General features: G+C 48.5%; 23 protein-coding genes. 15 read left to right on the top strand and 8 right to left on the bottom strand.

From position 1 onward, the window contains the following. The first annotated feature begins 110 nt into the window (after window positions 1-110). Window positions 111-1,022, top strand: a complete 912-nt coding sequence (locus FPG75_RS01965; RefSeq protein ID WP_143304850.1) for a S66 peptidase family protein — start codon at window positions 111-113, stop codon at window positions 1,020-1,022. On the opposite strand, the gene FPG75_RS01960 is transcribed toward FPG75_RS01965, so the two are convergent. Together FPG75_RS01960 and FPG75_RS01955 are read right to left on the bottom strand one after the other, a co-directional pair. Further along, complete coding sequence (locus FPG75_RS01960) at window positions 1,023-1,835, bottom strand: HesA/MoeB/ThiF family protein (RefSeq protein ID WP_143304849.1); 813 nt, start codon at window positions 1,833-1,835, stop codon at window positions 1,023-1,025. 16 nt (window positions 1,836-1,851) lie between these two features. After that, the gene (locus FPG75_RS01955) at window positions 1,852-3,180 is read right to left on the bottom strand and encodes a sensor histidine kinase (RefSeq protein ID WP_161596629.1); all 1,329 of its coding nucleotides are present in this window, start codon (window positions 3,178-3,180) and stop codon (window positions 1,852-1,854) included. Between the two features lie 491 nt (window positions 3,181-3,671). Here FPG75_RS01955 and FPG75_RS01950 point away from each other — a divergent pair, with 491 nt between their 5' ends. After that, window positions 3,672-4,232: a YqgE/AlgH family protein gene (locus FPG75_RS01950; protein WP_236652698.1), complete on the top strand. Its 561-nt coding sequence runs from the start codon at window positions 3,672-3,674 to the stop codon at window positions 4,230-4,232. Window positions 4,233-4,743: 511 nt separating this feature from the next. Here FPG75_RS01950 and atpC read toward each other — a convergent pair. From atpC to pnuC, 3 genes are all read right to left on the bottom strand, one after another. Next, window positions 4,744-5,001, bottom strand: coding sequence for an ATP synthase F1 subunit epsilon (atpC, locus tag FPG75_RS01945; protein ID WP_143304846.1), 258 nt, complete (start codon window positions 4,999-5,001; stop codon window positions 4,744-4,746). 29 nt (window positions 5,002-5,030) lie between these two features. Continuing rightward, the gene (atpD, locus tag FPG75_RS01940; RefSeq protein WP_143304845.1) at window positions 5,031-6,533 is read right to left on the bottom strand and encodes a F0F1 ATP synthase subunit beta; all 1,503 of its coding nucleotides are present in this window, start codon (window positions 6,531-6,533) and stop codon (window positions 5,031-5,033) included. A 251-nt stretch (window positions 6,534-6,784) separates the two neighbouring features. Further along, window positions 6,785-7,435, bottom strand: coding sequence for a nicotinamide riboside transporter PnuC (gene pnuC / locus FPG75_RS01935; RefSeq protein WP_143304844.1), 651 nt, complete (start codon window positions 7,433-7,435; stop codon window positions 6,785-6,787). Between the two features lie 371 nt (window positions 7,436-7,806). Between pnuC and FPG75_RS01930 the strand changes: the two genes are divergently transcribed. After that, the gene (locus FPG75_RS01930) at window positions 7,807-9,243 is read left to right on the top strand and encodes a DUF6600 domain-containing protein (RefSeq protein ID WP_143304842.1); all 1,437 of its coding nucleotides are present in this window, start codon (window positions 7,807-7,809) and stop codon (window positions 9,241-9,243) included. A 96-nt stretch (window positions 9,244-9,339) separates the two neighbouring features. On the opposite strand, the gene FPG75_RS01925 is transcribed toward FPG75_RS01930, so the two are convergent. Both FPG75_RS01925 and FPG75_RS01920 read right to left on the bottom strand, forming a co-directional pair. Continuing rightward, window positions 9,340-9,861 carry a GNAT family N-acetyltransferase gene (locus tag FPG75_RS01925; RefSeq protein WP_143304841.1) on the bottom strand — a complete coding sequence of 174 codons (522 nt, stop codon included), beginning with the start codon at window positions 9,859-9,861 and terminating at the stop codon, window positions 9,340-9,342. A 9-nt stretch (window positions 9,862-9,870) separates the two neighbouring features. Next, the gene (locus FPG75_RS01920) at window positions 9,871-10,485 is read right to left on the bottom strand and encodes a hypothetical protein (RefSeq protein WP_143304840.1); all 615 of its coding nucleotides are present in this window, start codon (window positions 10,483-10,485) and stop codon (window positions 9,871-9,873) included. 84 nt (window positions 10,486-10,569) lie between these two features. Here FPG75_RS01920 and FPG75_RS01915 point away from each other — a divergent pair, with 84 nt between their 5' ends. The 9 genes from FPG75_RS01915 to FPG75_RS01875 all read left to right on the top strand — a co-directional run bounded on the left by FPG75_RS01915 (window position 10,570) and on the right by FPG75_RS01875 (window position 21,085). Continuing rightward, window positions 10,570-11,733, top strand: coding sequence for a hypothetical protein (locus FPG75_RS01915; RefSeq protein ID WP_143304838.1), 1,164 nt, complete (start codon window positions 10,570-10,572; stop codon window positions 11,731-11,733). 160 nt (window positions 11,734-11,893) lie between these two features. Further along, the gene (locus tag FPG75_RS01910) at window positions 11,894-14,008 is read left to right on the top strand and encodes a M48 family metallopeptidase (RefSeq protein WP_143304836.1); all 2,115 of its coding nucleotides are present in this window, start codon (window positions 11,894-11,896) and stop codon (window positions 14,006-14,008) included. A gap of 111 nt (window positions 14,009-14,119) precedes the next feature. Beyond that, window positions 14,120-16,021 (top strand): DNA polymerase III subunit gamma/tau, encoded by a 1,902-nt coding sequence (locus tag FPG75_RS01905; RefSeq protein ID WP_143304835.1) that lies wholly within the window; start codon window positions 14,120-14,122, stop codon window positions 16,019-16,021. 126 nt (window positions 16,022-16,147) lie between these two features. After that, the gene (locus FPG75_RS01900; protein WP_143304833.1) at window positions 16,148-17,782 is read left to right on the top strand and encodes a pyruvate dehydrogenase complex dihydrolipoamide acetyltransferase; all 1,635 of its coding nucleotides are present in this window, start codon (window positions 16,148-16,150) and stop codon (window positions 17,780-17,782) included. A 157-nt stretch (window positions 17,783-17,939) separates the two neighbouring features. After that, window positions 17,940-18,446: a GbsR/MarR family transcriptional regulator gene (locus FPG75_RS01895; RefSeq protein ID WP_143304831.1), complete on the top strand. Its 507-nt coding sequence runs from the start codon at window positions 17,940-17,942 to the stop codon at window positions 18,444-18,446. A gap of 46 nt (window positions 18,447-18,492) precedes the next feature. Continuing rightward, entirely contained in the window at window positions 18,493-19,440 is a 948-nt protein-coding gene (locus tag FPG75_RS01890) for a TIGR01777 family oxidoreductase (protein WP_143304829.1), read from the top strand. Between the two features lie 18 nt (window positions 19,441-19,458). Continuing rightward, window positions 19,459-19,836, top strand: a complete 378-nt coding sequence (locus FPG75_RS01885) for a CoA-binding protein (protein WP_143304827.1) — start codon at window positions 19,459-19,461, stop codon at window positions 19,834-19,836. Window positions 19,837-20,013: 177 nt separating this feature from the next. Beyond that, window positions 20,014-20,487, top strand: a complete 474-nt coding sequence (locus FPG75_RS01880) for a ribonuclease H-like YkuK family protein (protein ID WP_143304826.1) — start codon at window positions 20,014-20,016, stop codon at window positions 20,485-20,487. Between the two features lie 175 nt (window positions 20,488-20,662). Then, on the top strand, window positions 20,663-21,085 hold the full coding sequence (locus FPG75_RS01875) for a hypothetical protein (protein WP_143304825.1): 423 nt from the start codon (window positions 20,663-20,665) through the stop codon (window positions 21,083-21,085). Between the two features lie 47 nt (window positions 21,086-21,132). Here the strand turns inward: FPG75_RS01875 and yihA are convergent, their stop codons facing one another. Then, complete coding sequence (gene yihA / locus FPG75_RS01870; protein ID WP_143304824.1) at window positions 21,133-21,741, bottom strand: ribosome biogenesis GTP-binding protein YihA/YsxC; 609 nt, start codon at window positions 21,739-21,741, stop codon at window positions 21,133-21,135. Between the two features lie 75 nt (window positions 21,742-21,816). Here yihA and ubiE point away from each other — a divergent pair, with 75 nt between their 5' ends. The 3 genes from ubiE to FPG75_RS01855 all read left to right on the top strand — a co-directional run bounded on the left by ubiE (window position 21,817) and on the right by FPG75_RS01855 (window position 24,862). Beyond that, a complete protein-coding gene (ubiE, locus tag FPG75_RS01865) occupies window positions 21,817-22,563 on the top strand; it encodes a bifunctional demethylmenaquinone methyltransferase/2-methoxy-6-polyprenyl-1,4-benzoquinol methylase UbiE (protein WP_143304822.1) in 747 nt (248 codons plus the stop codon). Then, window positions 22,536-23,237 carry a type IX secretion/gliding motility protein PorT/SprT gene (porT, locus tag FPG75_RS01860; protein WP_143304821.1) on the top strand — a complete coding sequence of 234 codons (702 nt, stop codon included), beginning with the start codon at window positions 22,536-22,538 and terminating at the stop codon, window positions 23,235-23,237. The genes ubiE and porT overlap by 28 nt, the downstream gene beginning before the upstream one ends. Window positions 23,238-23,515: 278 nt before the next feature. After that, window positions 23,516-24,862, top strand: coding sequence for a dihydroorotase (locus FPG75_RS01855; protein WP_143304820.1), 1,347 nt, complete (start codon window positions 23,516-23,518; stop codon window positions 24,860-24,862). Window positions 24,863-24,899 lie beyond the last annotated feature (37 nt).

The raw sequence follows: 24,899 nt of genomic DNA, 5'->3' as shown, positions 1-24,899 counted from the left end.
TTAAAGAATGCTTAAATAAATTTTAAATCTTATCCGGTTTTTGGAATAGCGGATACAATTTATCAATTTAGTTTGTCAATAAACAGACAGCAAAGGTAAACAAAACTACAATGGTAAAAATTCCGCCATATCTGAAAAAAGGCGATCTGATAGGAGTCACCTGTTCCAGCAGCAAGATGGAGCTGGCGGCCGCCGAATATGCCGCTGGCGTGATCAGCTCCTGGGGCTACCGCGTGCACTTAGGCATTACCGTAGGCACCAGCTTTCACAACTTCTCCGCTCCCGATGAACTGCGGCTGGAAGAATTACAGGATATGCTCGATGATCCGGAGATCAAAGCCATCATATTCGGACGCGGCGGCTATGGCATGGTTTGCATTCTCGACAAGCTCGATTTCACCCGCTTCCGCAAACATCCCAAATGGCTCTGTGGCTATAGCGATGTCACCACCCTGCATGCACACATACAGCAGCGTTACGGTATCCCTACCATCCACTCTATGATGTGCAGCGGTATCACACCTGAAACCATCGACGACGAATACGTATACAGCCTGGAAGAAGTGCTCAAAGGCAAAAAGTATAGCTATACAACGCCCACGCATATACTAAACCGCGAAGGCAAAGCCAGCGGCGAACTCGTTGGCGGCAACCTCTCCCTGCTGGCGAACCTCTCTGGTACCCGCTCGCAGATCGATACCAAAGACAAAATACTGTTATTGGAAGATATCGGGGAATACCGTTACAATGTAGACCGCATGATGTACAATCTGAAAAGGGCCGGCTGGCTCGACAAACTGGCCGGACTGGTAGTAGGCGCTTTCACCGATGGCAAAGAAACCACTACCCCCTTCGGCCAGTCTGAATATGAGATCATTCACAATATGGTGAAAGATTATAAATACCCGGTGTGTTTTAATTTCCCCAGCGGCCACCAGCCCGAGAACTACGCGCTCAAGCTAGGCATGCGCCACGAACTGAAAGTAGGAGAAGCTAAAAGTGTGTTGAAGGTCAACGCGTGATCAATCCTCTACATCCGGCACTATTTCCAGCCCGTATGCTTCTGCAGTGAGAATGCCCTGTGCACGGGTGTTTTCAAGCACTGCGGCATCCGGCTGCAACTCATGCACCTGTGTGTTATTGTGCAGGAAGTCCATACCATAGAGCTTTCCGGCCAAACCGCCCGGCACATCCATCAGGTACTTGAGCACTTCACAAGCCATGTGCATACCAGTGGCGCCGTGGGTTACGCCGATCGCGCCTGCATCAAAATTGCGGTACTCTTCTGTGATCGGCATCGCACAACGGTAAGATGCAGAATTAGTGCCATCAGCCTGCGGCATATTGAAACCGCCAAACCAGGCCAGCCAGTTATGCACTTCTCCAATTACAAAAGGTTTGTTATGCACCACACAGGCATCGTTGATCACCAGGTGCGTAGGCAGGTGTTGTGAACAATCTACCACCAGGTCGAAACCTTCGAGTAGCATGGCTATATTATCAGGCTTCGCCTGTAAGAGGATCGGGTAATGTTTGGTGAACGGATTCACCGCCCAGAGCCTGCTCGCGGCCATCTTGGCCTTGTGCTTACGGATGTCCTGCATCAGGTAAATAGGCTGGCGGTGCATATCCTCATCCTGTATCACGCCATAGTCCGCAATACCGATGATGCCTACGCCGCTGGCGCTGAGATACTGTACCACCGGGCTTCCCAGCCCGCCGGCGCCTACCACCAGCACTCTCGACAGTTTCAATTTTTCCTGTACAGCCACGCCCATACCCGGAACGGCAATGGGGTTCTTGAAATGCTGCGTTTCCTTTTCACTTAAAATCATACGCTATAACCTTTATCTATTCCTGTGGAAATTCCATGGTGAATTTACTGCCTTTGCCCAAGGTACTTTCCACTTTAATTTTTCCTTTGTGCGCATCCACGATCGCTTTCACGTAGGTAAGTCCGAGGCCGAAACCTTTTACGTTATGAACGTTGCCGGTATGTGCACGGTAGAATTTTTCAAAGATACGTGAAATAGTATCGCGGCTCATACCGATGCCGTTGTCGGAAATCACGATGAACAGGCTTTTGCGGGTATTATAAGTATGGATCACCACTTCGAGGTTATCTTTCGAATATTTGATGGCATTGTCCAGCAGGTTGAAGATCACGTTGGAGAAATGTACGTCATCCGCCATGATCACGGGGTTGACGGCATCCAGCTGCAGATCCACCACGCCATTTTTACCGGCCAGCTGCAATTGCAGGTTTTCGGTGGTATGCTGGATCACGGCATGTACATCGGTGGCCTGTAACTTCATCCCGATCTCATCTTTCTCCAGCAGGGCCGATTGCAAAATACTTTCTACCTGCTTGTTCATGCGCTTGTTTTCTTCCTTGATGATGCCGGAGAAATACCGGATCTTGTCTTTATTATCCATCACCTTTTCATTGCCGATGGCATCGATGGCCAGCGAAATGGTGGCCAGCGGCGTTTTCAGCTCATGTGTCATGTTGTTGATAAAGTCAGATTTTATCTCGGAGAGTTTTTTCTGGTTAAGCATTGTGCGGATGGTAAGTGCAAACGCCGTGATCATGATCAACGTAAAAAGTACGCCACCGGTGATCATGTAACCCATCTGGCGCATGATGGCATTGTCGTTCAATGGCATGATGATGAAGAGCTGTTCGGAGGTATTATCTCCCATATAACCACTTTCCGACAACGGGATGATCTTCATCTGGTAAGGTATCTGGTGCGCGGTATCGCGGGTGATGGCTTCAAATAATTTTCCGAAGCCGCCGGTTTGCATATTCCATACCGCATCATAGCCGATGGCAGAAGGCCCTACAATACCAAATTCGAAATGCTTGTCGTCGAGGTGATTGCGTTTCAGGTTTTCACTGATAAGATGGTGTACTTCTGTAACGGTAAACAGATCGCTGATCTGTGGCTTGTAAGGCGCCTTGGTAATATCGAACGACATTCTTTTGCCGGAGGCATCCCTGAAGGTATTGATCCTGAACTGAACAGCCGTTTGGCGGCGGTTCAGCATATATTGTTGCACGGAGGCGGTCACATCTACTGCTCTTTGCTCTATCTGCTCTTTTTTCACCAGCAAGGCACTTTTAATCCAGCTTACCTGGATGTAAATAATGCCGAGCAATGAAAGGGTGATTAACACAACAATAACCGGAAATATTTTCTTCAGAGGTATCATGTCATTGATTAGTAAGCCCTAAATATACTTAAAGTCGCGTTCTTTGCTGGCATACTGTTTTGTTAAATTAGATATTTGCTATAGCAACCTTGGTACAATATTAAAGGTGAAAACCCGCTACCATCGGGATTCTCGCAAATAAATATTACTTTAACGTAATTTTAACGGCGGAAAGCTGATTGTTTTAATGCTTCTTTCCTTACCTTTGCTTTACAAACTGGTACTAAATTTGCTTAGTATCATTCGTAACGAAGTAAATAAACTTTCTACATACATCGACGTGGATTCGTTCCATAAGCGATTTAGATTTTGGTTGATAAAATGGTAAGGAGGTTGTCTAGCCTCCTTTTTTCATGCCCCTACTATTCGTTTTATCCATCTCCTTTATCCACATTTCTTTCTCATTGAACATTATATCAATCATTTAGTTAAATTTGATCAAGCGATAAAATTGTATGCATATGGTTACCTTGTCGCCCGGCATATTGCTGATAGCAGATCCTTTTCTGAAAGATCCCAATTTTGCACGTACGGTGGTACTGGTTTGTGAGTATGAGGAAGACAAAGGCAGTTTTGGGTTTGTGATCAACCGGCAGTTCGACCAACGCCTGGATGAACTGGTACCGGAAGTATTGTTAAATAATATTCCCGTGTTCTATGGCGGGCCTGTGCAGATGGATACCATCCATTTTGTGCACCAGCAGCCCGATCTGATCGATGGCGGTGTGGAGATCGTGCCCGGCCTGTATTGGGGCGGCCGTTTCGATACCGTGGTGGAGCTGTTGAACAAAGGCCAGCTGGATATGCAGAAGATCAAATTTTTCCTCGGTTACTCCGGCTGGACGGGCGGGCAGCTGGAAGGTGAATTGCAGGAAGGCTCCTGGATATTGTCTGAAAGCACAGCTCCTTTGGTATTCGGTCACGATGAACAGCAAATCTGGCAGCAATCGCTCCGGAATCTTGGCAGTAACTTTGCCATGATGGCAAACTTCCCGATCGATCCCTCTCTCAATTAAAAAATAATTTTTCCCCGATCAGCCTGCTATTGAAATGGTTATCAGGCCCATCCTCCTTCCCCGGAAAAATGAATAAACTGAATACTTTTTTTTTAAAACAAATTAAATATCTTGCTAAAGTAATGATACGACGCAAGTGATATAATAACCCGTATCAGGTAAACACAACCGATAGAATACACCTATGAAGGCGAGACCTATGAAAACAGTATCGACTCCTTCTATAGTAGCGTAATGCCCTGCTTTTTACCTGGTCCAAAACAGTCATCAACAAAGAAAATTCATTAGGTAATATATAGCCTTCAAAAAGGCTTTATTCATTGATTTGCATGTACGTGATGGTTATTTCATATAGCCGTAAGCGTTACTATGCGATGAGATGAATCATGTGAAATCCCGGGAAGCAATCCTGCTTTTTACGCCGGGTCTTCTAAGATTGGAATAGTTAGGACAAAACGAAGGCCGGGTAATCTTACCCGGCCTGGTTATTTATTTTAACTGGTATGTTGGCTTATTTCTCAAGTGCAACAGCACCTTCCACCAGCACAGTAGCCTTATTGCGCAGAACTTCCACAAATCCGCCGCTGATCGTAAAGAACTCTGCATGGTTCTTATCTTTCAGCACTTTCATTTTACCATTTCCGAGCGCTGCAATCAAGGGCGCATGTTTATCCAGTATTTCAAAAGAACCGTCAATACCTGGCAGCTGCACGCCGTACACTTCGCCAGTGTATAACTTTCTTTCCGGTGTTAATACTTCTAATAGCATGTTAGTGATCGTAAATGGTGTTGTGAATATTAGTTGTTAGCTGCTTCCAGTAATTTCTTACCTTTTTCAATAGCCTGCTCGATGTTACCAACCAGGTTGAAAGCTGCTTCAGGATACTCATCCACTTCACCGTCCATGATCATGTTGAAACCACGGATGGTTTCTTCGATCGGTACCAGTACGCCTTTCAGACCGGTGAACTGTTCTGCCACGTGGAAAGGCTGTGACAGGAAACGTTGTACACGACGGGCGCGGGCAACAGTGAGTTTATCTTCGTCGCTCAGCTCATCCAGACCGAGGATCGCGATGATGTCCTGCAGTTCTTTATAGCGCTGGAGGATCATTTTCACGCGTTGTGCGCAGTTGTAGTGCGCTTCACCAACGATAGCCGGCGTGAGGATACGGGAAGTAGAATCCAGCGGGCTCACTGCAGGATAGATACCAAGGTCGGAGATCTTACGATCCAATACAGTGGTAGCATCCAGGTGGGAGAAGGTAGTAGCCGGAGCAGGGTCGGTCAAGTCATCCGCAGGTACGTAAACCGCCTGTACGGAAGTGATAGAACCGTTTTTAGTTGAAGTGATACGCTCCTGCATCAGACCCATTTCAGTAGCGAGGGTGGGCTGGTAACCTACCGCTGAAGGCATACGGCCAAGCAGCGCCGATACTTCAGAACCTGCCTGGGTGAAACGGAAGATGTTATCTACGAAGAAGAGGATATCACGGCCGCCGCCTGCAGAGCCATCTCCATCACGGAAATATTCTGCCAGGGTCAGACCAGACAGGGCCACACGTGCACGCGCTCCAGGAGGCTCATTCATCTGGCCGAACACGAAGGTCGCCTGTGATTGCTTCAGTAAATCTTTATCTACAGCGGCAACTTCCCAGTTACCGTGTTCCATGGATTCCTTGAATTTATCACCGTATTTCACGATGTTCGCTTCGATCATCTCACGCATCAGGTCATTACCTTCACGGGTACGCTCACCCACACCGGCAAATACAGACAAACCTTCATAACCTTTCGCGATATTGTTGATCAGCTCCTGGATCAATACGGTTTTACCTACACCCGCACCACCGAACAAACCAATCTTACCACCTTTTGCATATGGCTCGATCAGGTCGATTACCTTGATACCGGTAAACAGTACTTCGGTTTCAGTAGCCAGTTCCTCAAATTTAGGCGGCTGACGGTGGATAGGATAACCGTTGGAAGTATCGATATCACCCAGACCATCGATCGCCTCACCTACCACATTGAACAAACGTCCTTTCACCTGGTCGCCGATAGGCATTTTGATGGGCGCACCTTTATCCACTACTACCATTCCACGAACCATACCGTCGGTGGAGTCCATTGCCACAGTACGTACGCTGTCCTCACCCAGGTGCTGTTGTACTTCCAATACTACTTTCTGACCATTTTCGCGGGTGATTTCCAATGCGTTGTAGATTTCGGGCAATTTGTCTTCAAAGTGCACGTCCACCACGGGACCGATAATTTGTTTGATCTTACCTGTGTTAGGCATATTTTTAAAGAGGTTTATAAAATACTAAAAGTTATTTCCTCAAAACTGTTGGTTTATAGACAGACAGTTTCCAAATTTGCCGCAAAGGTAATAGTTAATGGGTGAAAATCAAAACCAGATGGACGAAAAAAAAGCCCCAAACACGTTATTCGAAGCACCCATCCCTGCAACATGAAGCACAGCCTGCCAAATTATTCATTTTATTAATCTGTATTTTGTTTTATCAAAGCATCTTCACAGGTTGAACAGATTTACGGGTTTGAGATTTTTTGAGACTGCCAGGTTTTGATCCAATGGATCAATCCCATCATTGCTATGATGAATAAAATGAAATATTCCATTCCCAGGAACTTCACGCCTTTCTGAAAATAGATGACGGTAGCCACGGCATCCACAGTTACCCATAAAAGCCAGTTTTCCCATATCCTTTTTGCCAGCAGGATGTTGGCGATCACGCTCAAAACTGCCACCAGCGAGTCTGTATAAGGGTAAGCTGCCGGCCGTTCAAAAGTACGCGGCCACCAAATGTGCAACTGGCTGATGATCCAGCCGGTGAGTGCGGACAGCACTAGCGCCATCATGCCCAGCCATTGGCGCTGGCGGCGGCTAAGCGCATATACCGGTTCGTGCTCCGGCTTTTTGCGATACCAGAAGATCCACCCGTAAACGCCGGTGGCAAAGAAATATACTTGCAGGAACATATCAGCGTACAGCTGTAGCTGCCAGAAGAGAATGAAGAAACAACTTACATTGATCAGGCCTACAGGCCAGGTGAGGATGTGATCGCGGGCAGCCAACCATACACATAACAATCCGGTGAGCGTGCCGATAAATTCTACGTAACTTACCGTATATCCGAGCGCTGTAAAAAAGTGATGGTTGATACTGAAAAAATCTATCATTTCACAATGATACGCGAATGTTTTATTTCAGCGATAGTTCAAAAATCTACCATAAATAATTAAACAAATATAAATAATACACTATTCATTTTACATATTGATAAACAATAGGTTACCATGACAAAAATTAATTGGAACTCTTTTTGATAAGGTATAAACAAGACGCTGAAACTGCAGCAAAGCGTTAGCAGATCTTTAACATTTTTTACGTCATTTTAAAAAAGAAAAACTGCATTTTAGACCTTCACCGATTATGCCCGATATACCGTTTGCAGCATTACAGAAAGTTAAAAAAGGACAGCAAAATATACCATCACAGCACCGGAAAGTCTAAATAACAGGCAAACCAATCAAAGAAAAAAAACAGGAGTATGAAAACAATAGCTAAATATTCTGGTGTATCACTTATACTCTTCTTATCTGTGTTCCTCACAAGCTGTGCTACCACCTACTATCCGGCAGATGACGGATACTATGGTAACAACGGAGGCGGTTATTACAACCCTAATCCGCAGGTACAGGTAAGCGCCAATATTTCCTTTTACGATGCCTTGAGCCCCTACGGCCGCTGGACAAGCTACCCTGGTTATAGCCAGGTGTGGATACCCAACGTAGGTCCGGGTTTCCGCCCTTATTACAGTGGTGGTCACTGGGTATATACCGACTACGGTTGGACCTGGAACTCCGACTACTCATGGGGTTGGGCAGCCTTCCACTATGGCCGCTGGCTCTTTGACGACTACAATGGCTGGATGTGGGTACCTGGTTACGACTGGGGTCCGGCATGGGTTGACTGGAGATCAGGTGGCGATTGTTACGGATGGGCGCCAATGAGCCCGCGAGGCGGCTACTATGGTGCATCACAATGGGTATTCGTGAACAGGCAGTACATCAACAGCCCGCATATCAATAACTACTATATTGATAACAGCCGTAACACTACTATTATCAACAATACTACCATCATCAATAACTACGGCAGCAGCCGTATCAATAACAGTAACTACCGCATCAGCCGCGGCCCGAGCGCCAGCGAGGTAAGTGCTGTAACCCGTCAGGACCTTAGGCCGATGAGGATTGTGAATAGCGACAGGCCCGGTACCGGACAGGTATCCAACAACCAGTTGCGTATCTTCCGCCCGGATGCAGCAGTAGTACAAAGGAACGATAACAACCGTTTCAATAACGTAAGTAACAATGGCAACAGGATCGTTCCTGGTGGTAATAACAACAACGGCCAGCCGGTCAACAATAACAGCGGCGGCAGGATCATCCCCGGCAACAATGGTGGCAACAACCAGCCGGTTAACAATAGCAATAACGGCCGTCCTTCAAGGATCAACAACGGTTACCCGCCCGTACAACAACAGCAGGCAATTGACCAACAGCAACAACAACAGCAAAGGATTATACGCGACCAACAAGTACAGCAACAACAGCAACGCCAGCAGCAGATCATGCAGCAACAACAACAGCAACAACAGCAACAGCAAAGGATTATGCGTGATCAACAGATACAGCAACAGCGTCAGCAGCAGATGGATCAACAGCAACAACAGCAAAGGATTATGCGCGATCAGCAAATGCAGCAGCAACGCCAGCAACAGATCATGCAGCAGCAACAACAACAGCAGCAACAGCAAAGGGCGATGCGCGAACAACAAATGCAACAGCAACGCCAGCAACAGCAAATGCAGCAACAACAGCAGCGCATACAGCGTGAAATGCAGGCGCCTCCCAGAAATGATTCCCGCAGCAACGACAACCGCAGCAACGGCGGCGATGGTGGCCGGATTAGAAGAGATTAGATATTTGAGGATTTTTTGATTTACGGATTTTTTGATTTACGGATTTATGAATTTATGACGAAGCTGAGATTTGCTATAAATTCATAAATCCGTAAATCAAAAAATCCGTAAATATTTATAAATGTGATCGAGTGTTTGTTTTACTCCTTCAAAAGCTGCATCCCCTTCTTTCAGCCCCTTGTACATCAGCCGCAATTCCAGCGGGCTATAGCCTTTATGATAAGGCGGTTGGTAGTAGTGTTTCATGAACATAGAAAAGCCCAGCCGCTCATAGAAAACGATACGGCGTTTAGCCTGCTCCGTTAGTGGCAGTTCTACTTCCAATACCAGAGCGCCTAATTCCTTTTCCAGTGCCTGCATGAACTGTGTGCCAATGCCGCCGCCACGCATCGTATCCGCGATGGCCAGGTGCTCGATGAAACAGAAAGCAGGCGTATGCCACCAGGTGGCGAAACCGGCAAATACATCGTCTTTATAAAGCTCGTACAGGTGCAGTCTTTCAGCGGCAAACAATTCCAGTTGCAGTGGCCAGTCGCGGCGTTCATTATAGGGGAAGGCCGATTCATAAAGGGGCTTCACCGCTTTATGGGGGCGGGTAACAGCATGTAATGTGATCATGTGATGAAGTTAGTGATTTTGTGCGGAGGGCACGCACTCAAAGGGATCGGGGTTACCGGCAGGCGCCGGCTTGCTAATCGACCAGCAGAAGTTCATTGGCTGGCTGGTGATGCTCACCAGCTTGAGCACGGCCTTCGTGCCTTTGCGGCTGTTGGAGGCAGCCAGTGTTTGCTGGCCTTTGGCCGGGATATTATTGATCGTGTATTGTTCCGTTTTGAAAACGTCGTTGTTATTGCGCATGTATTGCACGGATACCACTACATTATCCAGCGGATATTCCGTTTGGTTACGTACTATGATACTAAGGTTTTTGATACCTCCGAGGAAACCGGTTTTGTAATCACTAAGCGTGGCGGTGATGAACTGCGACCAATTGCGGCGGTAGTAGGCGCGCCTTTCGATGAACTGCCCGGCAGCATGTTGCTGCATTTCCTGCCGCCCGCTGATCTGTTGCGACACGTTGGCGGATTGTTCAAGGCTTTTACGCAGGTCGCGGTTTTCGTTGAGCAGTCGCTGGTTTTCGGACAATATGCTACGTATGCGGCGCTGTTGCTGGCAATAGCCCAGCGATACGATGATCACTAAAACGAGCAATGCAATGGGAATGAGGGTAGCCGGTTTCATATCTTCCCTGAGAGAAAAAATGATGCCAGTCGGCCACTTGTTGTTCAGGATGCTTTTTTATTATTTTTGCACAAATGGTCCCTAATGGAATTGATTATTGTAGATAACGAAAAAACAGCGAGGCAGTTTCTGGATATCCACATTCAGCTGAACAAAGATGTTCCCGGCTGGATAAGGCCACTGGATAAGGATATCAATGAAGTATTTGACAAAGAGAAGAACAAAGCATTCCGCCACGGAGAGTGTATCCGTTGGATATTGAAAGATGAACAGGGCAGATGGATTGGCAGGATAGCGGCGTTTGTAAACAAGAAATATAAATCCAAGGGTGATACCGTCCCTGTTGGCGGCGCAGGATTTTTTGACTGTATCAACGACCAGGAAGCAGCTAACTTCCTTTTTGATACGGCTAAAAAATGGTTGCAGGAAAGAGGGATGGAGGCCATGGACGGGCCGATCAACTTCGGAGAGCGCAACAATTGGTGGGGCTTGCTCACAGAGGGTTTTCACGAGCCTTTGTATTGCATGAACTTCAATCCGCCCTATTACAAGCAATTGTTTGAGAACTATGGTTTCAAACTGTTCTTCAACCAGATATGTTATGGCCTGAAGGTGGCCGATCAATTGCAGGACAAGTTCTTCACCCGCCACGCCGCACTGGCAAAGGATCCTGCGTTTTCATCCCGGCACATGAAAAAAAATGAACTGGAAAAATTTGCCAGCGACTTTCAGACCGTATACAATAAAGCCTGGGCGCAGCATGCAGGCGGCAAAGAAATGACCAAGGCACAGGCCATGGCGATCTTCAAACAGATGAAACCTTTGCTGGATGAGAAGATCGCGTGGTTTGCATATTACAACAATGAACCTATCGCCTGCTGGCTTAACCTGCCCGATCTGAACCAATACCTGAAACACATGAACGGGCAATTCGGCCTGTTACAGAAACTGCATTTCCTCTGGCTAAAAATGACCGGTGGCTGCAAGAAGTTTGTAGGTATATTGTTTGGCGTAGTGCCTGAATTTCAAGGCAAAGGCGCCGATGCCTATCTGATCATCGAAGGCGCTCGGGTGATCCAGCATCAATTAAATTATGTTGATTACGAAATGCAGTGGATCGGCGATTTCAACCCGAAGATGATCAATGTGGCCGAGAGCCTGGGAGCGCATCCTACCCGCGTGCTCACCACCTATCGCTATCTTTTCGACAGGAGTGCCCCTTACAGCAGGCATCCCTTTGTAGGATAATATTTTCAGACGCCTCCGCCATCACGCGGGGGCGTCCTTTTTTACTAAACACTTGCTAAATCTGTCGCCGTCTATCATCTATCCGAAAAAATTTCTCCGAATAATGTCTATTTTTAAATCCCTATTGCAGTAACCAACGTATCTATTCTGATGTTTTGTTATGACCAACTTACTCTCTGAGAACACCGGAAGTTCAAACTTTCCGTTTTCAGCAGGCGCGATTTCATTCCGGCAACAGATAATCAAGGTGTTCGGCTATATTGTGTTGTTCTTTCTGTCATATGTGATCCTGTTATTAGCTGCTGTTGCCCTGGCTGTAGTCTGTATTACCGGCGGTGTAGCCTTGATACGGTCTTATCCCGTTTTATTATCTATGATCCCTGGTATTGCCCTGGTGGTACTGGGCGTAATGACCTGCTTTCTGCTCTTCAGGTTCCTTATCTACCGACGACAGCCTGTAAACCCTTACCGGACGCAGATCAGCGCCGACAGTCATCCCCGTTTGTTCGACCTGATCACGCAGTTGGTAAAGGAAACGCGCATCAGTTTTCCGAAGAAAATATTTATTGTACCGGATGTAAATGCAGCACTGTTCTATCATTCCAGCTTTCTCAGCCTCTTCTGGCCTGTGCGCAAGAACCTGGAAATAGGTTTAGGACTGGTGAACAGCGTGAACATCAGCGAGTTCAAAACCGTGCTGGCACATGAGTTCGGGCATTTTTCGCAACGCAGCATGAAGCTCGGCAGCTATGTATATGGCCTTAACCGCATGCTGTATAACATGCTTTATGAAAACGACAGCTGGAATGAGCTGATGATACGTTGGAGCAGCGCTGGCAGCTTACCCGGATTTTTCATATTGCTCAGCACCTGGATTGTAAATGTGATACAATATGTACTGAGGAAAATATATCAGCTGATCAACAGGCAGTATATGGAGATGAGCCGTGAGATGGAGTTTAAAGCAGATGCACTGGCCGTGTCGCTCACCGGTACTGCCGCCGCGGTAAGCAGTTTGCGCCGGGTGGAGATGGGCAGTTACTGTCTTGATCATTGTTTGCACAAACTGCCCGAACTGGCAGAGCAACAATGCCGCTTCCGCAATGTGTTCCAGGTGCAGCGTGCCCTGATCCGCTACTATGCGTCGCAAAACCAGCTGGAGCTGGACAGTGCCGGCTTGCCGGTGATCACCGATGCCTATTTCAAAACATTCCTGAAGAGCCGTGTGCAGCTGCGCGACCAATGGACTACGCATCCCACGCGCGAAGCAAGGGAAGCGCGTTACCGCCAGGCCGATGTGCGTCAAGAACCAGTGAGCGCCAGCGCCTGGCAATTGTTTGACGAGCCCGAAGCGCTCCAGGAGAGCGTTACAGAGCAGGTGTACAGCTATACCGTACCAGTGGGCATGCCTTTCACCTGGCATAACATCAGCACATTCATGGCCGAACTGGAACAACGGCACCGCACCTACGAATTTCCGAAAGCCTTCAACGATTATTACGATAACCGCGCCTTTGCCCCCTTGTATGATGGGTACCAGGAGCCGCTGCCCGCGGGGCATCCGCTTACTTTTCAAACATTATATCATCCTGATGTGGTGTTGCGCATCCGCATGTATTACCGCGATCTGCAAGATACAGAAACCCTGCAAGCCATTGCTGCCGGGCATTTCCAGACACGCGTATTCGAGTTCGACGGCCAAAAATACCGCGCAGGCAAAGCAGGCCGGCTCGCGCAGCAGCTGGCCGCTCAGGTGAGCGCAGAACGTGAATGGCTGGAAACACAAGACCAGCTGGCCTTCCGCTTCCATTATACCCAGGCCCTGGCCAAAGATGATGATACCGCCGCACAGTTAAAAGCCCGTCATGAAGAGATCATCCGGCACCAGGAAAATGCCAACCGCCTTAACGACCTGGTGGTACGCATCATCCATTGCATCAGCGTATTGTTCCATACCAGCAGCCATAACCTGGCAACAGTTTTGCCATGCATCGAGGAATTGTCCGGCGAATACAGGGAGTTCAGGAAACTGCTGCAGGAGGTGCTCACGGAGCCGCATATACGAAATACCCTCTCTCCCGAAATGAATGAACGGATCCGGCAGTTCCATCAGCACGACGGCGTATTTATCCGGAATGGAATACCTGAATATGGCGCCATCAAAGAGTTACATGATACCAGTTCCGCGCTGATGGAATATTACAACAACAGCATCGTCCTGCTGAAGAAAGAGCATCTCGAATCTATCCTGCGGCAAAGCCCAGTCATCTCATAAATATTTATTTCTAACTTTCTCATTCTCCATAAGTTAAATAAGCGAATAAGCAAATCATCAAATCTCGGAATGTTCTTCGTATTTTCGGCGCTCGCGAATGCGTAGCAGTATATGGAGAATTTTATCGTTTCAGCCCGTAAGTACCGTCCTCAGAATTTTTCGACCGTTGTAGGACAAGCACATATTACCACTACCCTGAAGAACGCCATCCGCAACCATCAGCTGGCGCATGCCTTTCTGTTCTGCGGCCCGCGCGGGGTGGGCAAAACCACCTGTGCCCGTATCCTGGCCAAAACCATTAACTGCGAAAACCTGCAGCCCGATGGAGAAGCCTGTAATGAATGCCATTCCTGTAAATCGTTCAACGAAGGCAGTTCATTCAACATCCACGAGCTGGATGCTGCTTCCAACAACTCCGTAGATGATATCCGCACGCTGGTGGAGCAGGTACGCTTTGCGCCACAGGCCGGGAAATACAAGATCTATATCATCGACGAGGTGCACATGCTCAGTTCTTCTGCGTTCAACGCATTCCTGAAAACGCTGGAAGAGCCGCCCTCCTACGCCATCTTCATCCTCGCCACTACCGAAAAACACAAGATATTACCCACTATCCTGAGCCGATGCCAGATCTTTGATTTCAAGCGCATCACCATCCAGGATACAGTGGATCACCTGCAAGAGATCTGTAACAAAGAACACATACAAGCCGAGCCCGATGCGCTGCACCTGGTAGCGCAGAAAACGGACGGCTGTATGCGAGACTCCCTCAGTACCCTGGATAAAATCGTGAGCTTTACCGGCGGGCATCTCACCTATCAGAATACATTGGAACACCTGAACATACTCGACTACGATTATTTCTTCAGGGTGATGGACCATGTATTGCAACAGGATGTAGCAGCAGCGCTGCTTTTATTCGATGAGATCTTACAGAAAGGATTTGAGGGAGATAATTTCCTGAACGGGTGGGCAGAATTTTTACGCAACCTGTTGTTGTGTAAAGAAGAGAAGGCCATGCACCTGGTGGAAGTTTCCGGTAACCTGAAAGAAAGATACCGGCAGCTGTCGGGCAAGATCAGCCCGGCCTATCTGATCACAGCGTTGCACCTGTTGAACGAAACAGAGATCAATTACCGGATGGCGCGCAACAAGCGCCTGCATGTGGAGATGGCCTTGATCAAGCTGTGTTATTTACAGCAGGCAGTTACGCTCGTGAGCGACGATAGCAATGGGGAGGTGGCAAAAAAAAAACTAGTGCCTGATGGCTCTATGCCGCAAAAGCTGCGGGCTCCCGCCGCGCAGCCGGTAACCGGTAAGAGCATCACCGCTACGCCCGCCACCACGGCCACTATCCCGCAGAAGCCTGTAAATAGTCCCATAAATGGTCCCAAGCTCACCGTGGATACCACTGTACAAAAGCCCGCGCAGCCTGCACCTGTGGCTGCGGCGCCTGTACCGCCCGCACCCGCTCCTACTCCGGCGCCAGCTGCCACACCCGTAATGCCGGCAACGCCGCCACCGGCAGCCAAACCCGCTGCACCCGTAGCGCCGGCAGGCAAACTCACCGGCCTGGCCGCCATGAGAGAAGCCCTGGCCGCCAAACAGCAGACTACTCCCGCACAACAGGTCACCCTGCTCACTGCAGGCGCCCTGCATGTGTATTGGGAAGAGTTCATAGACCGTTACCGCCAGGCCAATAAAATGACCGTGGTAAGCAACCTTCAGCTGGCCGTATTGAAGCTGCTGGGCCAGGAGGAAATCGGCATCGTGAGCCGGAACATCGTGCAGTTCCGGTTTATGGAGGAAGAGAAACTGATCATCTCGGAGTTCTTCAAACAAAAGTTCAACAATCCCGCTATCATCCTCACTTTACAGCTGGATGAAAGTCAGCAGGTACAGGATATAGGCCCGGCGCCGCTTTCCAGCCGGGAGCAGTTTCAGCAGATGGCGGAAAAATACCCGCTGGTGAAGGAACTGAAAGACCGCCTGAACATGGAACTTGATTTTTAAGCCGGATGATGAATGGGCGACTAACGGTAGATTCGCTATTCAGCGTCTTTTTTAAACAGTTTACAATTCGTTCTTTGCGTTTTTGCGCAAAAACATGTAGGTTTGACAAAATTTTGAATAAACACTATGGCAGAAGTTATCAGAATGCCCCTTTTGAGTGATACTATGACAGAAGGGGTGATTGCGGAATGGCATAAAAAGGTGGGCGATACTGTAAAAGCAGACGATGTTATTGCTGAAGTGGAGACCGACAAAGCAACAATGGAGGTGATGGGTTATGTAGAAGGGACCCTGTTGTATATAGGCACAGAGAAAGGCAAGGCAGCAAAGGTTAATCAGATCATTGCCATTGTTGGTAAACCGGGAGAAGATTACAAACCCTTACTGGAAGGCACTTCCAATAATGCTCCGGCTGCTGCACCTGCGAAGGAAGCCGCTGCGCCTGCACCACAGGCTGCTGCTCCCGCCGCACCTGCCGTTGATGACGCTGCATTAAAGAATGCGCTGAAAAATGCGACTGTTATCCGTATGCCGCTGTTGAGCGATACGATGACAGAAGGCAAGATCGTTGCCTGGCATAAAAAAGTAGGCGATACTGTAAAAGGTGATGATGTACTGGCTGAAGTGGAAACCGATAAGGCTACCATGGAAGTAATCGGCTACGCCGACGGTACTTTATTATATGTAGGCGTAAAAGAAGGAGATGCTGCCAAAGTAAATGGCATCATCGCTATCGTGGGTAAGGCCGGTACTGACGTATCGCCGATCCTTGCTGCTGAAAACGCTGCTCCGGCTGCTGCTTCACAGAATGGCGCTGCTGCTCCTGCCGCCAGCGCACCTGCTGCCGCTGAAGCGCCCGCCGCCGCTGCCACCAGCGCTGATGGCCGTGTAAAAGCCTCTCCGCTGGCGAAAAAGCTCGCACAGGAAAAAGGTATCGATATCAGCCAGGTAACTGGTTCCGGTGATGGTGGCCGCATCGTGAAAAAAGATGTGGACAATTACGTTCCTGCCGCCAAAGCACCCGCTGCCGCCGCAACCGGCGCCGCTCCTGCTGCTGCAGCCTTCGTACCTGCCGGCCAGGAAAGCTTCAGCGATACGCCGCTGTCGCAGATGCGCAAGGTGATCGCCAAACGCCTCAGCGAAAGCAAATTCACCGCGCCTCACTTCTACCTGAAGATCGACGTGAACATGGACAAAGCCATGGAAGCACGTAAAGCGATCAACGAAGTTTCTCCCGCGAAGATATCTTTCAACGATATGGTGATCAAAGCCTGCGCCATCGCGCTGCGCCAGCATCCTGATGTGAATGCCAGCTGGATGGGCGACTTTATCCGTCACAACCACCACGTACATATCGGCTCTGCTGTTGCCATCGAGGATGGACTGATCGTTCCGGTGATCCGTTTTGCAGATCAGAAAACACTGAGCCAGATCGCTACTGAGGCGAAAGGCCTGTACGATAAAGCCAAAAACAAAAAACTGCAACCGCAGGATTTCAGCGGCAATACCTTCACTGTGTCTAACCTGGGGATGCTGGGCATCGACGAGTTCACTGCGATCATCAACCCGCCGGATTCAGCGATTCTCGCGGTAGGCGGTATCAAAGAAACTGCCATAGTGGAGAACGGGCAGGTGAAGATAGCCAACATCATGAAGCTGACCCTCAGCTGCGACCACAGAAGCGTGGATGGCGCTGTAGGTGCACGTTTCCTGGCTACCCTGAAAGGTTACCTGGAAAACCCGGTGACCATGCTGGTGTAATATCACTGTAATAGCTATACGAAAAAGCGGAGCGGATGCTCCGCTTTTTTTATGTAATCAGGTGAAGGAAGCCCCGATAAAAATATCTTTCATAAAGTTTTGAAAGTTCAAAAACTTGGCCTACTTTTGGCACATTAAACGTTAAATCCGACTTGACATGAATCTGGAAGAAGCAAAAGCGCAGTTTATTCAAACATGGGGATCACTGGGAGCACAATGGGGCATTAATCGCACCATGGCCCAGATCCATGCGTTATTGCTGGTGATGCCTGACCCGCTCAGCGCAGATGATATCATGGAAGAACTGAACATCTCCAGGGGCAATACCAACATGAACGTACGCGAACTCATTAACTGGGGCCTCGTGGAACGTGTGCTGATCCCGGGTGAAAGAAAAGAGTTCTTTGTGGCAGAGAAAGATATCTGGAAAGTAGCTACCTATATTGCCAGGGAAAGAAAAAAACGTGAGCTCGACCCCATCATGAAAGTGCTCCAACAACTACAGCAAGCCGAAGGCGACCCAAAAGACAAAGAGCTCAAGTCCTTCAAGGAATCCATCTCCAACATTAACAAGTTTGCGCAGCAGACCGACAAAACCATCAGTGCCTTCATCAAATCAGAAGAAAACTGGTTCTATAGCAGCTTGCTAAAACTCATCAAATAATTTTTTTTGCAGCAATATTTCAATATTTTCTGAAAATTCCGAAAAAATGAAAAATAAAAAGATCGTTATAGCAGCAGGTACCGGCTTCATTGGCCGCAGCCTTGTGGAATATTTCGGTGCAGACAATGACATCACCATCCTTAGCCGCCAGCCTTTGCCCAACGCGGGGCGCGTCCGTTACGTGCAGTGGGATGCCCGTACCACCGGCAGCTGGGTAAGCGCCCTGGAAGGGGCAGACCTGCTCATCAACCTCGCTGGTAAAAGTGTGAACTGCCGTTACAATGAAGCTAATAAACAAGAGATATTCGATAGCCGTACTCATGCCACCCGCGTGCTGGGCGAAGCCATCCTGCAATTGCAGCAGGCGCCGGAAGTATGGATCAACGCGGCATCTGCTACCATTTACCGACATGCAGAAGACCGTCCCATGGATGAATTTACCGGTGAAATGCACCATGATTTTTCTGTACAGGTATGCAAGCTGTGGGAAAAAACATTCAACGATATCACGCTGCCGCATACACGAAAAGCGCTGTTGCGCATCGGTATTACCCTGGGATGGCAGCCCGGCGGCGTGATGCAGCCTTTTCTCAATCTCGTAAAAGCCGGTTTGGGCGGGCATCAGGGCAGTGGCAAGCAACAGTTCACCTGGATACATATCACAGATCTGTGCCGCATGATGGAATGGGTATACGAACACAAAACGCTGAGCGGCGTTTTCAACGCTACCGCACCACATCCTGTGCCCAATGCGGTTTTCATGCAGGAGCTGCGGAAAGCCACCGGTAAACGCTTTGGCCTGCCCGCGCCAACATCGCTGCTGAAGTTAGGCGCAAGTGTGATCGGCACAGAAACAGAATTGTTGCTCAAAAGCCGCTGGGTGGTACCCGCCAGGGCTTTGCAGGAAGGCTTTGTATTCCGCTACCCGCGGCTGCCGGAAGCCCTGAAGGATATCATTTCCCATTTGCCATGGCGCGCTTACCACTTGTTTTGAATTTCGTAATTTAGTTGGATGGAAACCGCAAACGATAAAAAACTCACCGTGGTACTGGGCGCCTCGCCCAACCCGGAAAGATATAGTTACCTGGCCGTATCCAGGCTCACTGCGCACGGACATCCGGTGGTGGCCATCGGTAACAGGGAAGCAAAGATCGGTGATACGCCCGTGATCAAAGCCCATCCTGCCTTACAACAAGTGGATACCGTTACGCTTTATCTCAACCCCGTATTACAGCGGGAATATTATGACTACATCCTGCAACTGCATCCCAAACGCATTATTTTCAATCCGGGAACAGAAAATGAAGAGCTGGAAACATTGGCGGCATCGAAAGGCATACAAACGATGGAAGCCTGTACCCTCGTGCTTTTGAGCACAGGCCAGTTTTGATGTTGTTATGTTTTTATTTTATTATTTTGTTATTTCCCCATCTGATTCATGGCTTTTGCGCACCATAAGCTAAAAGCTTTTCGTATATTCGGTACGTTAACCCATCGCATGGCATTACCCGACAGGCTGGCATTATAGTGACACGATTTCGCTTGTTCACTCTTTAATATATATTTTATGCAATGGAGAAGATTTAATGGAGAAGCCATTCATCTCCCAATCAAAGAAGAAGTGCGCCAGGCCATTATCCGCGAAACCGCCAGGGGCTTCCGCCTCAAAGTGTGCATTGGCACTGACTCACAAGTAAAAGGACTGGATACTGAATTTGCTACCGTGATCGTATTCCTGCGGGAAGGCCACGGCGGGTTCATGTTCATCCACAATGAAAAGACAAAGGATTGCTATTCCATCAAAGAGCGTATGCTGGTGGAAGTAGCAAAAAGTATCGAGATCGCGTATGAGCTCTGCGACCTGTTTACAGAATATGATGTAGACATGGAAGTACATGCCGATATCAATACGAATCCTCAGTTCAAGAGTAACCTGGCATTGCGTGAAGCCATGGGTTACATCCTCGGGATGGGCTTTGCCTTCAAAGCCAAGCCAGAGGCGTTCGCCAGCAGCAGCTGCGCTAACAAGATCGTGAACTGATCCTGCTGTCTGTTTGTACCTCTCTCAATTACTAATGACGTGGCTACACGTCACATGGCTTCTTCTCCCCTGCCCCTTCCCACTTTCTACGTTAATTCTTTTCTACCACTGTAACATCTACCCTGATCCACCCGATATAAGCATATATCTATTTTCCTGCTAAAACCCTTGTGAAATGAAACCTTTATGGATCATGACAGCCATGCTTGCAGGTTTGTTTGCCTTATCATCCTGTAAAAAAAATCATGATGATGCCCTTACACCGCCCACACCGGAACAGTTGCTGAAAGGCAATTGGTCGATCCTCTCTACAGGTCCGAGGCTGGCCCTGCTAAAGGATACTTTTCCGGGGATCGTACGGTTGATGATCAACGACAGCGTTTATGTGGAGATGTCTAACAGCACAGAGTCCATTATCAGGAACAGCCTTTATGTGCTGGTGACCAACGAGAGCCTGGACCTCAACAAATCGATGTACCTCGATCTGCGGAGCGGGCCGGTATATGAAGCGAGATTATATGGACGGGATTCATTGTACCTGAGAGATACGGCCAGTAACGGGCTTACCAGGATATTCAAGCGGGCCTCGCCGCTATAAGGGCGGCGCCTAACGGTAATGCATACACGCCAGGCGCCATATTGTCGTCAGGCGATAGCCCTGAACTGGGCATTCAGTTCCTCGATATAGCCAAGAATGGCGTCCCTGCCGCTTTTCTTGACGGTGGAGGTAATGAAATGCGGCGGCAGGAACTCCCAGGTTTCGCGCATTTTATTGAGGAACATTTTCACATTCCGGCTCACTTCGGCCTGGGTGCTTTTATCTGCTTTGGTGAACACCAGGCTGAAAGGCACATTCCATTCACCCAGCTGGTTGATGAAATCGATATCTATTTTCTGTGGTTCGTGGCGGCTGTCGATCAGCACGAATATCGTTACGAGGTTAGGCCTGTTGCGCAGGTATTGCTCAATCATTTGTTCCCATTGGCGGCGCTGCGACATACTTCTCTTGGCAAAGCCATAACCTGGCAGATCCACGAGGTACCAGCTTTCGTTGATCACAAAATGATTGATCATTTGTGTTTTCCCTGGTGTACCGGAGGTTTTGGCCAGTTTTTCATTGTTGGCCAGGATGTTGATCAGGGAAGACTTTCCCACATTGGAGCGCCCGATGAAGGCATATTCAGGCCAGGCCGGTTTCGGACATTTATCCCAACTGGGGCTGCTGATAAGATATTCTGCTGATTTGATCACCATGATAATTGCTTTGTTCCATTAAAAATCGCGCATCTCTTGATTTGCTGATTTGCATTTTCTTTAACTTTGCGGACTATGTCAGAAAATGCAAATGTTCAGAAGATCGTTCCCTTTGCGGAGTCAAAATTAAGTAAGAAGGAGCAGATAGCCACGATGTTTGATGATATCGCGTTCCGCTACGACTTCCTCAACCATTTTATGTCGATGGGGATCGATGTGATCTGGCGTAAGAAAGCCTTGCGTCAGCTGGCTTCTTTGCAGCCGAAGCAGATGCTGGATGTGGCTACCGGCACCGGTGATTTCGCCATTATGGCGGAGAAGCGCCTCCGGCCTGAACATATTACCGGTATTGATATTTCTGAGGGCATGCTGGCCCATGGTCGGGAGAAGATCAACAAACTGGGCCTCTCTGACAAGATCACCCTGCAATCCGGTGATAGTGAAACAATAAGCTTTCCTGATAAGACGTTTGATGCCATAACGGTGGCTTTTGGCGTGCGTAATTTCGAGCATCTGGAGAAGGGACTGTCTGAAATGCTACGGGTATTGAAGCCGGGAGGTAAACTGGTGATCCTGGAATTTTCCAACCCTACAGTTTTCCCCATTAAGCAATTTTATAATTTGTATTTTCGTTATATAACTCCTCTTCTCGGGAAATGGATAGCCAAGAGCGAAGCTGCCTATAGTTATCTGCCTGAATCTGTGAAAGCGTTCCCACAAGGCGAAGAGATGCGAAAAATTTTAATTAACACAGGTTTCCAGGCCGTTACATGCAAAACGCTCACTTTCGGCATATGTTCCATCTACTGCGCTACGCGCTGATCTTGCTGTTCCTGGTAGCAGTGCTGCCCGCTGGCGCACAAACTACCCTGAACATGGAGGAACATGATGCAAAACCCTATTATTTCGGTATTACGCTGGCAGCTAACCAGTCGTACTTCAAGCTGGCACACTCCCATGCCTTCCTGGCCGACGACTCCATTATGGTGGCCGAGCCGCTGAAAACAATGGGCTTCAACCTCGGTCTGCTGGCCAATGCCAGGCTGAGCGAACACTTTGACCTGCGCTTCAACCCGCAGCTCATCTTCGCCTCCAAAAATCTGTACTACCGCGAAACTTATCCCAAGCCACAGGATACTAACAAAAAGATCGAATCCATCCTGCTGAGCTTTCCCATTCAGGTCAAATTCAAATCCGACCGTATCGGTAACATGCGCGTATATACGATCGCCGGCCTTAAATATGATTATGACCTGGCTTCCAATGCCCGCGCACGCAAGGCTGAAAACCTCGTGAAGATACAAAAGAGCGACTATGGCTATGAGCTGGGCGCCGGCTTCGAATTTTATTTCGAAAGCTTCATCTTCTCGCCGGAATTCAAGATCAGCAACGGTTTTGGCAACATGCATGTGAAAGATCCCAACCTCCGCTACTCCAACGTGATCGATAAGCTGCAATCCCGCATGTTCGTGTTCTCTATCCATTTGGAGGGTTAGAGGGCTCGCTTCGCTCGCATTAATCTGGCTCAGGATTTAATGATTGAAAGGATTACCAGGATTTTTTTACAGGATTAAAAAGATTAAAGGAGATTGATGCAAAGATCTTCGCGACGATAGCCCTTGAAGCGCTCAAAGCGCTTCAAGGGCTGAAACCTCGTTAATCTCCCCATCAATCTCCTTCAATCTTTTTAATCCTGTAAAAAAATCCTGGTAATCCTTTCAATCATTAAATCCTGAGCCAGAGAACCTTCGCGTAAATCATATAACTTCGCAACATGCAAAATTATCTCATCAGAAATATTGCCGTGGTAAATGAAGGGAATATCACGGTGCAGGATGTATGGATCAGAAATGACCGCATTGAAAAGATAGCTCCTCAGATTACCGCTACGGGCCAGTATATTGAGATCAATGGAGAAGGCAAGCATTTGCTACCCGGCGTTATTGACGACCAGGTGCATTTCCGGGAACCAGGCCTCACAGAAAAAGCTACTATCTACACCGAGGCCCGTGCAGCCGTGGCCGGCGGTACCACCAGCTTCATGGAGATGCCCAATACCAAGCCTGCCGCTCTCACACAAGAGCTGCTGGAAGATAAATACCGGATCGCACAACAGCATTCACTCGCTAACTACTCTTTCTTCATGGGCGTTTCCAACGATAATGTGGAAGAAGTGCTCAAAACAAATGAAAGAAAAAATAGCGTTTGTGGCGTGAAGATCTTCATGGGATCTTCTACCGGTAATATGCTCGTAGATAATTTTCTCACCCTCGAAAAAATATTCTCCGGCAGCGAATTGCTCATTGCTACGCATTGCGAAGATGAAAAGATCATCCGCAGCAATATGGAAATATTCCAGCGTGAGAAAGGCGAGCAGCTCACTGCCGCCGATCATCCGCTGATACGCAATGTGGAAGCCTGTTTCGAGTCGTCATGGACCGCGATACAGTTTGCCAAGAAACACGATGCGCGCCTGCATATCCTGCATATTTCCACTGCCAGGGAATTACAGCTCTTCACCAATATGATGCCGCTGGCCGAAAAGCGCATCACGGCAGAAGTATGCGTGCACCACCTGCACTTTACAGCAGACGATTATGCACAATACGGCAACCTGATCAAATGTAACCCGGCCATCAAATCAGCCGATAACAAAACCGCGCTGTGGGAAGGCCTGCTGGATGATCGTTTGGACATCATCGCTACCGACCACGCACCGCATACCTGGGCGGAAAAGCAACAGCCCTACCTGCAAGCGCCTTCCGGCGTGCCGCTCGTACAACACAGTCTGCTGCTGATGCTCGAACATGCGAAACAAGGAAACCTCTCCCTTGAAAAAGTAGTGGAGAAGATGAGCCATGCGCCAGCGATCTGCTTCCAGATCAAAGACAGAGGCTTCCTCCGCGAAGGCTACTTCGCCGATTGCGTGATCGTGGACCTGCAACAAACAACGAACGTCAACAAAGAAAATATCTGGTATAAGTGCGGCTGGAGCCCATTTGAAGGCCATACCTTCCCTGCTGCCATCACACATACTTTCGTCAGCGGCCACCTGGCCTACGAAAACGGCCGCTTCAATGAAAGCGCCAAAGGCCAGCGGCTTAGCTTCGCGAGAGGTTGAGTTATCAGCCCTTGAAGCGCCTGGCGCGCTTCAAGGG

This window comes from Chitinophaga vietnamensis (assembly GCF_902167635.1).
In the GTDB taxonomy this organism is placed as follows: Bacteria; Bacteroidota; Bacteroidia; order Chitinophagales; family Chitinophagaceae; genus Chitinophaga; species Chitinophaga vietnamensis.
Note: the sequence above shows the minus strand (reverse complement) of the source record. Positions and strands in the feature narration are given on the sequence as shown.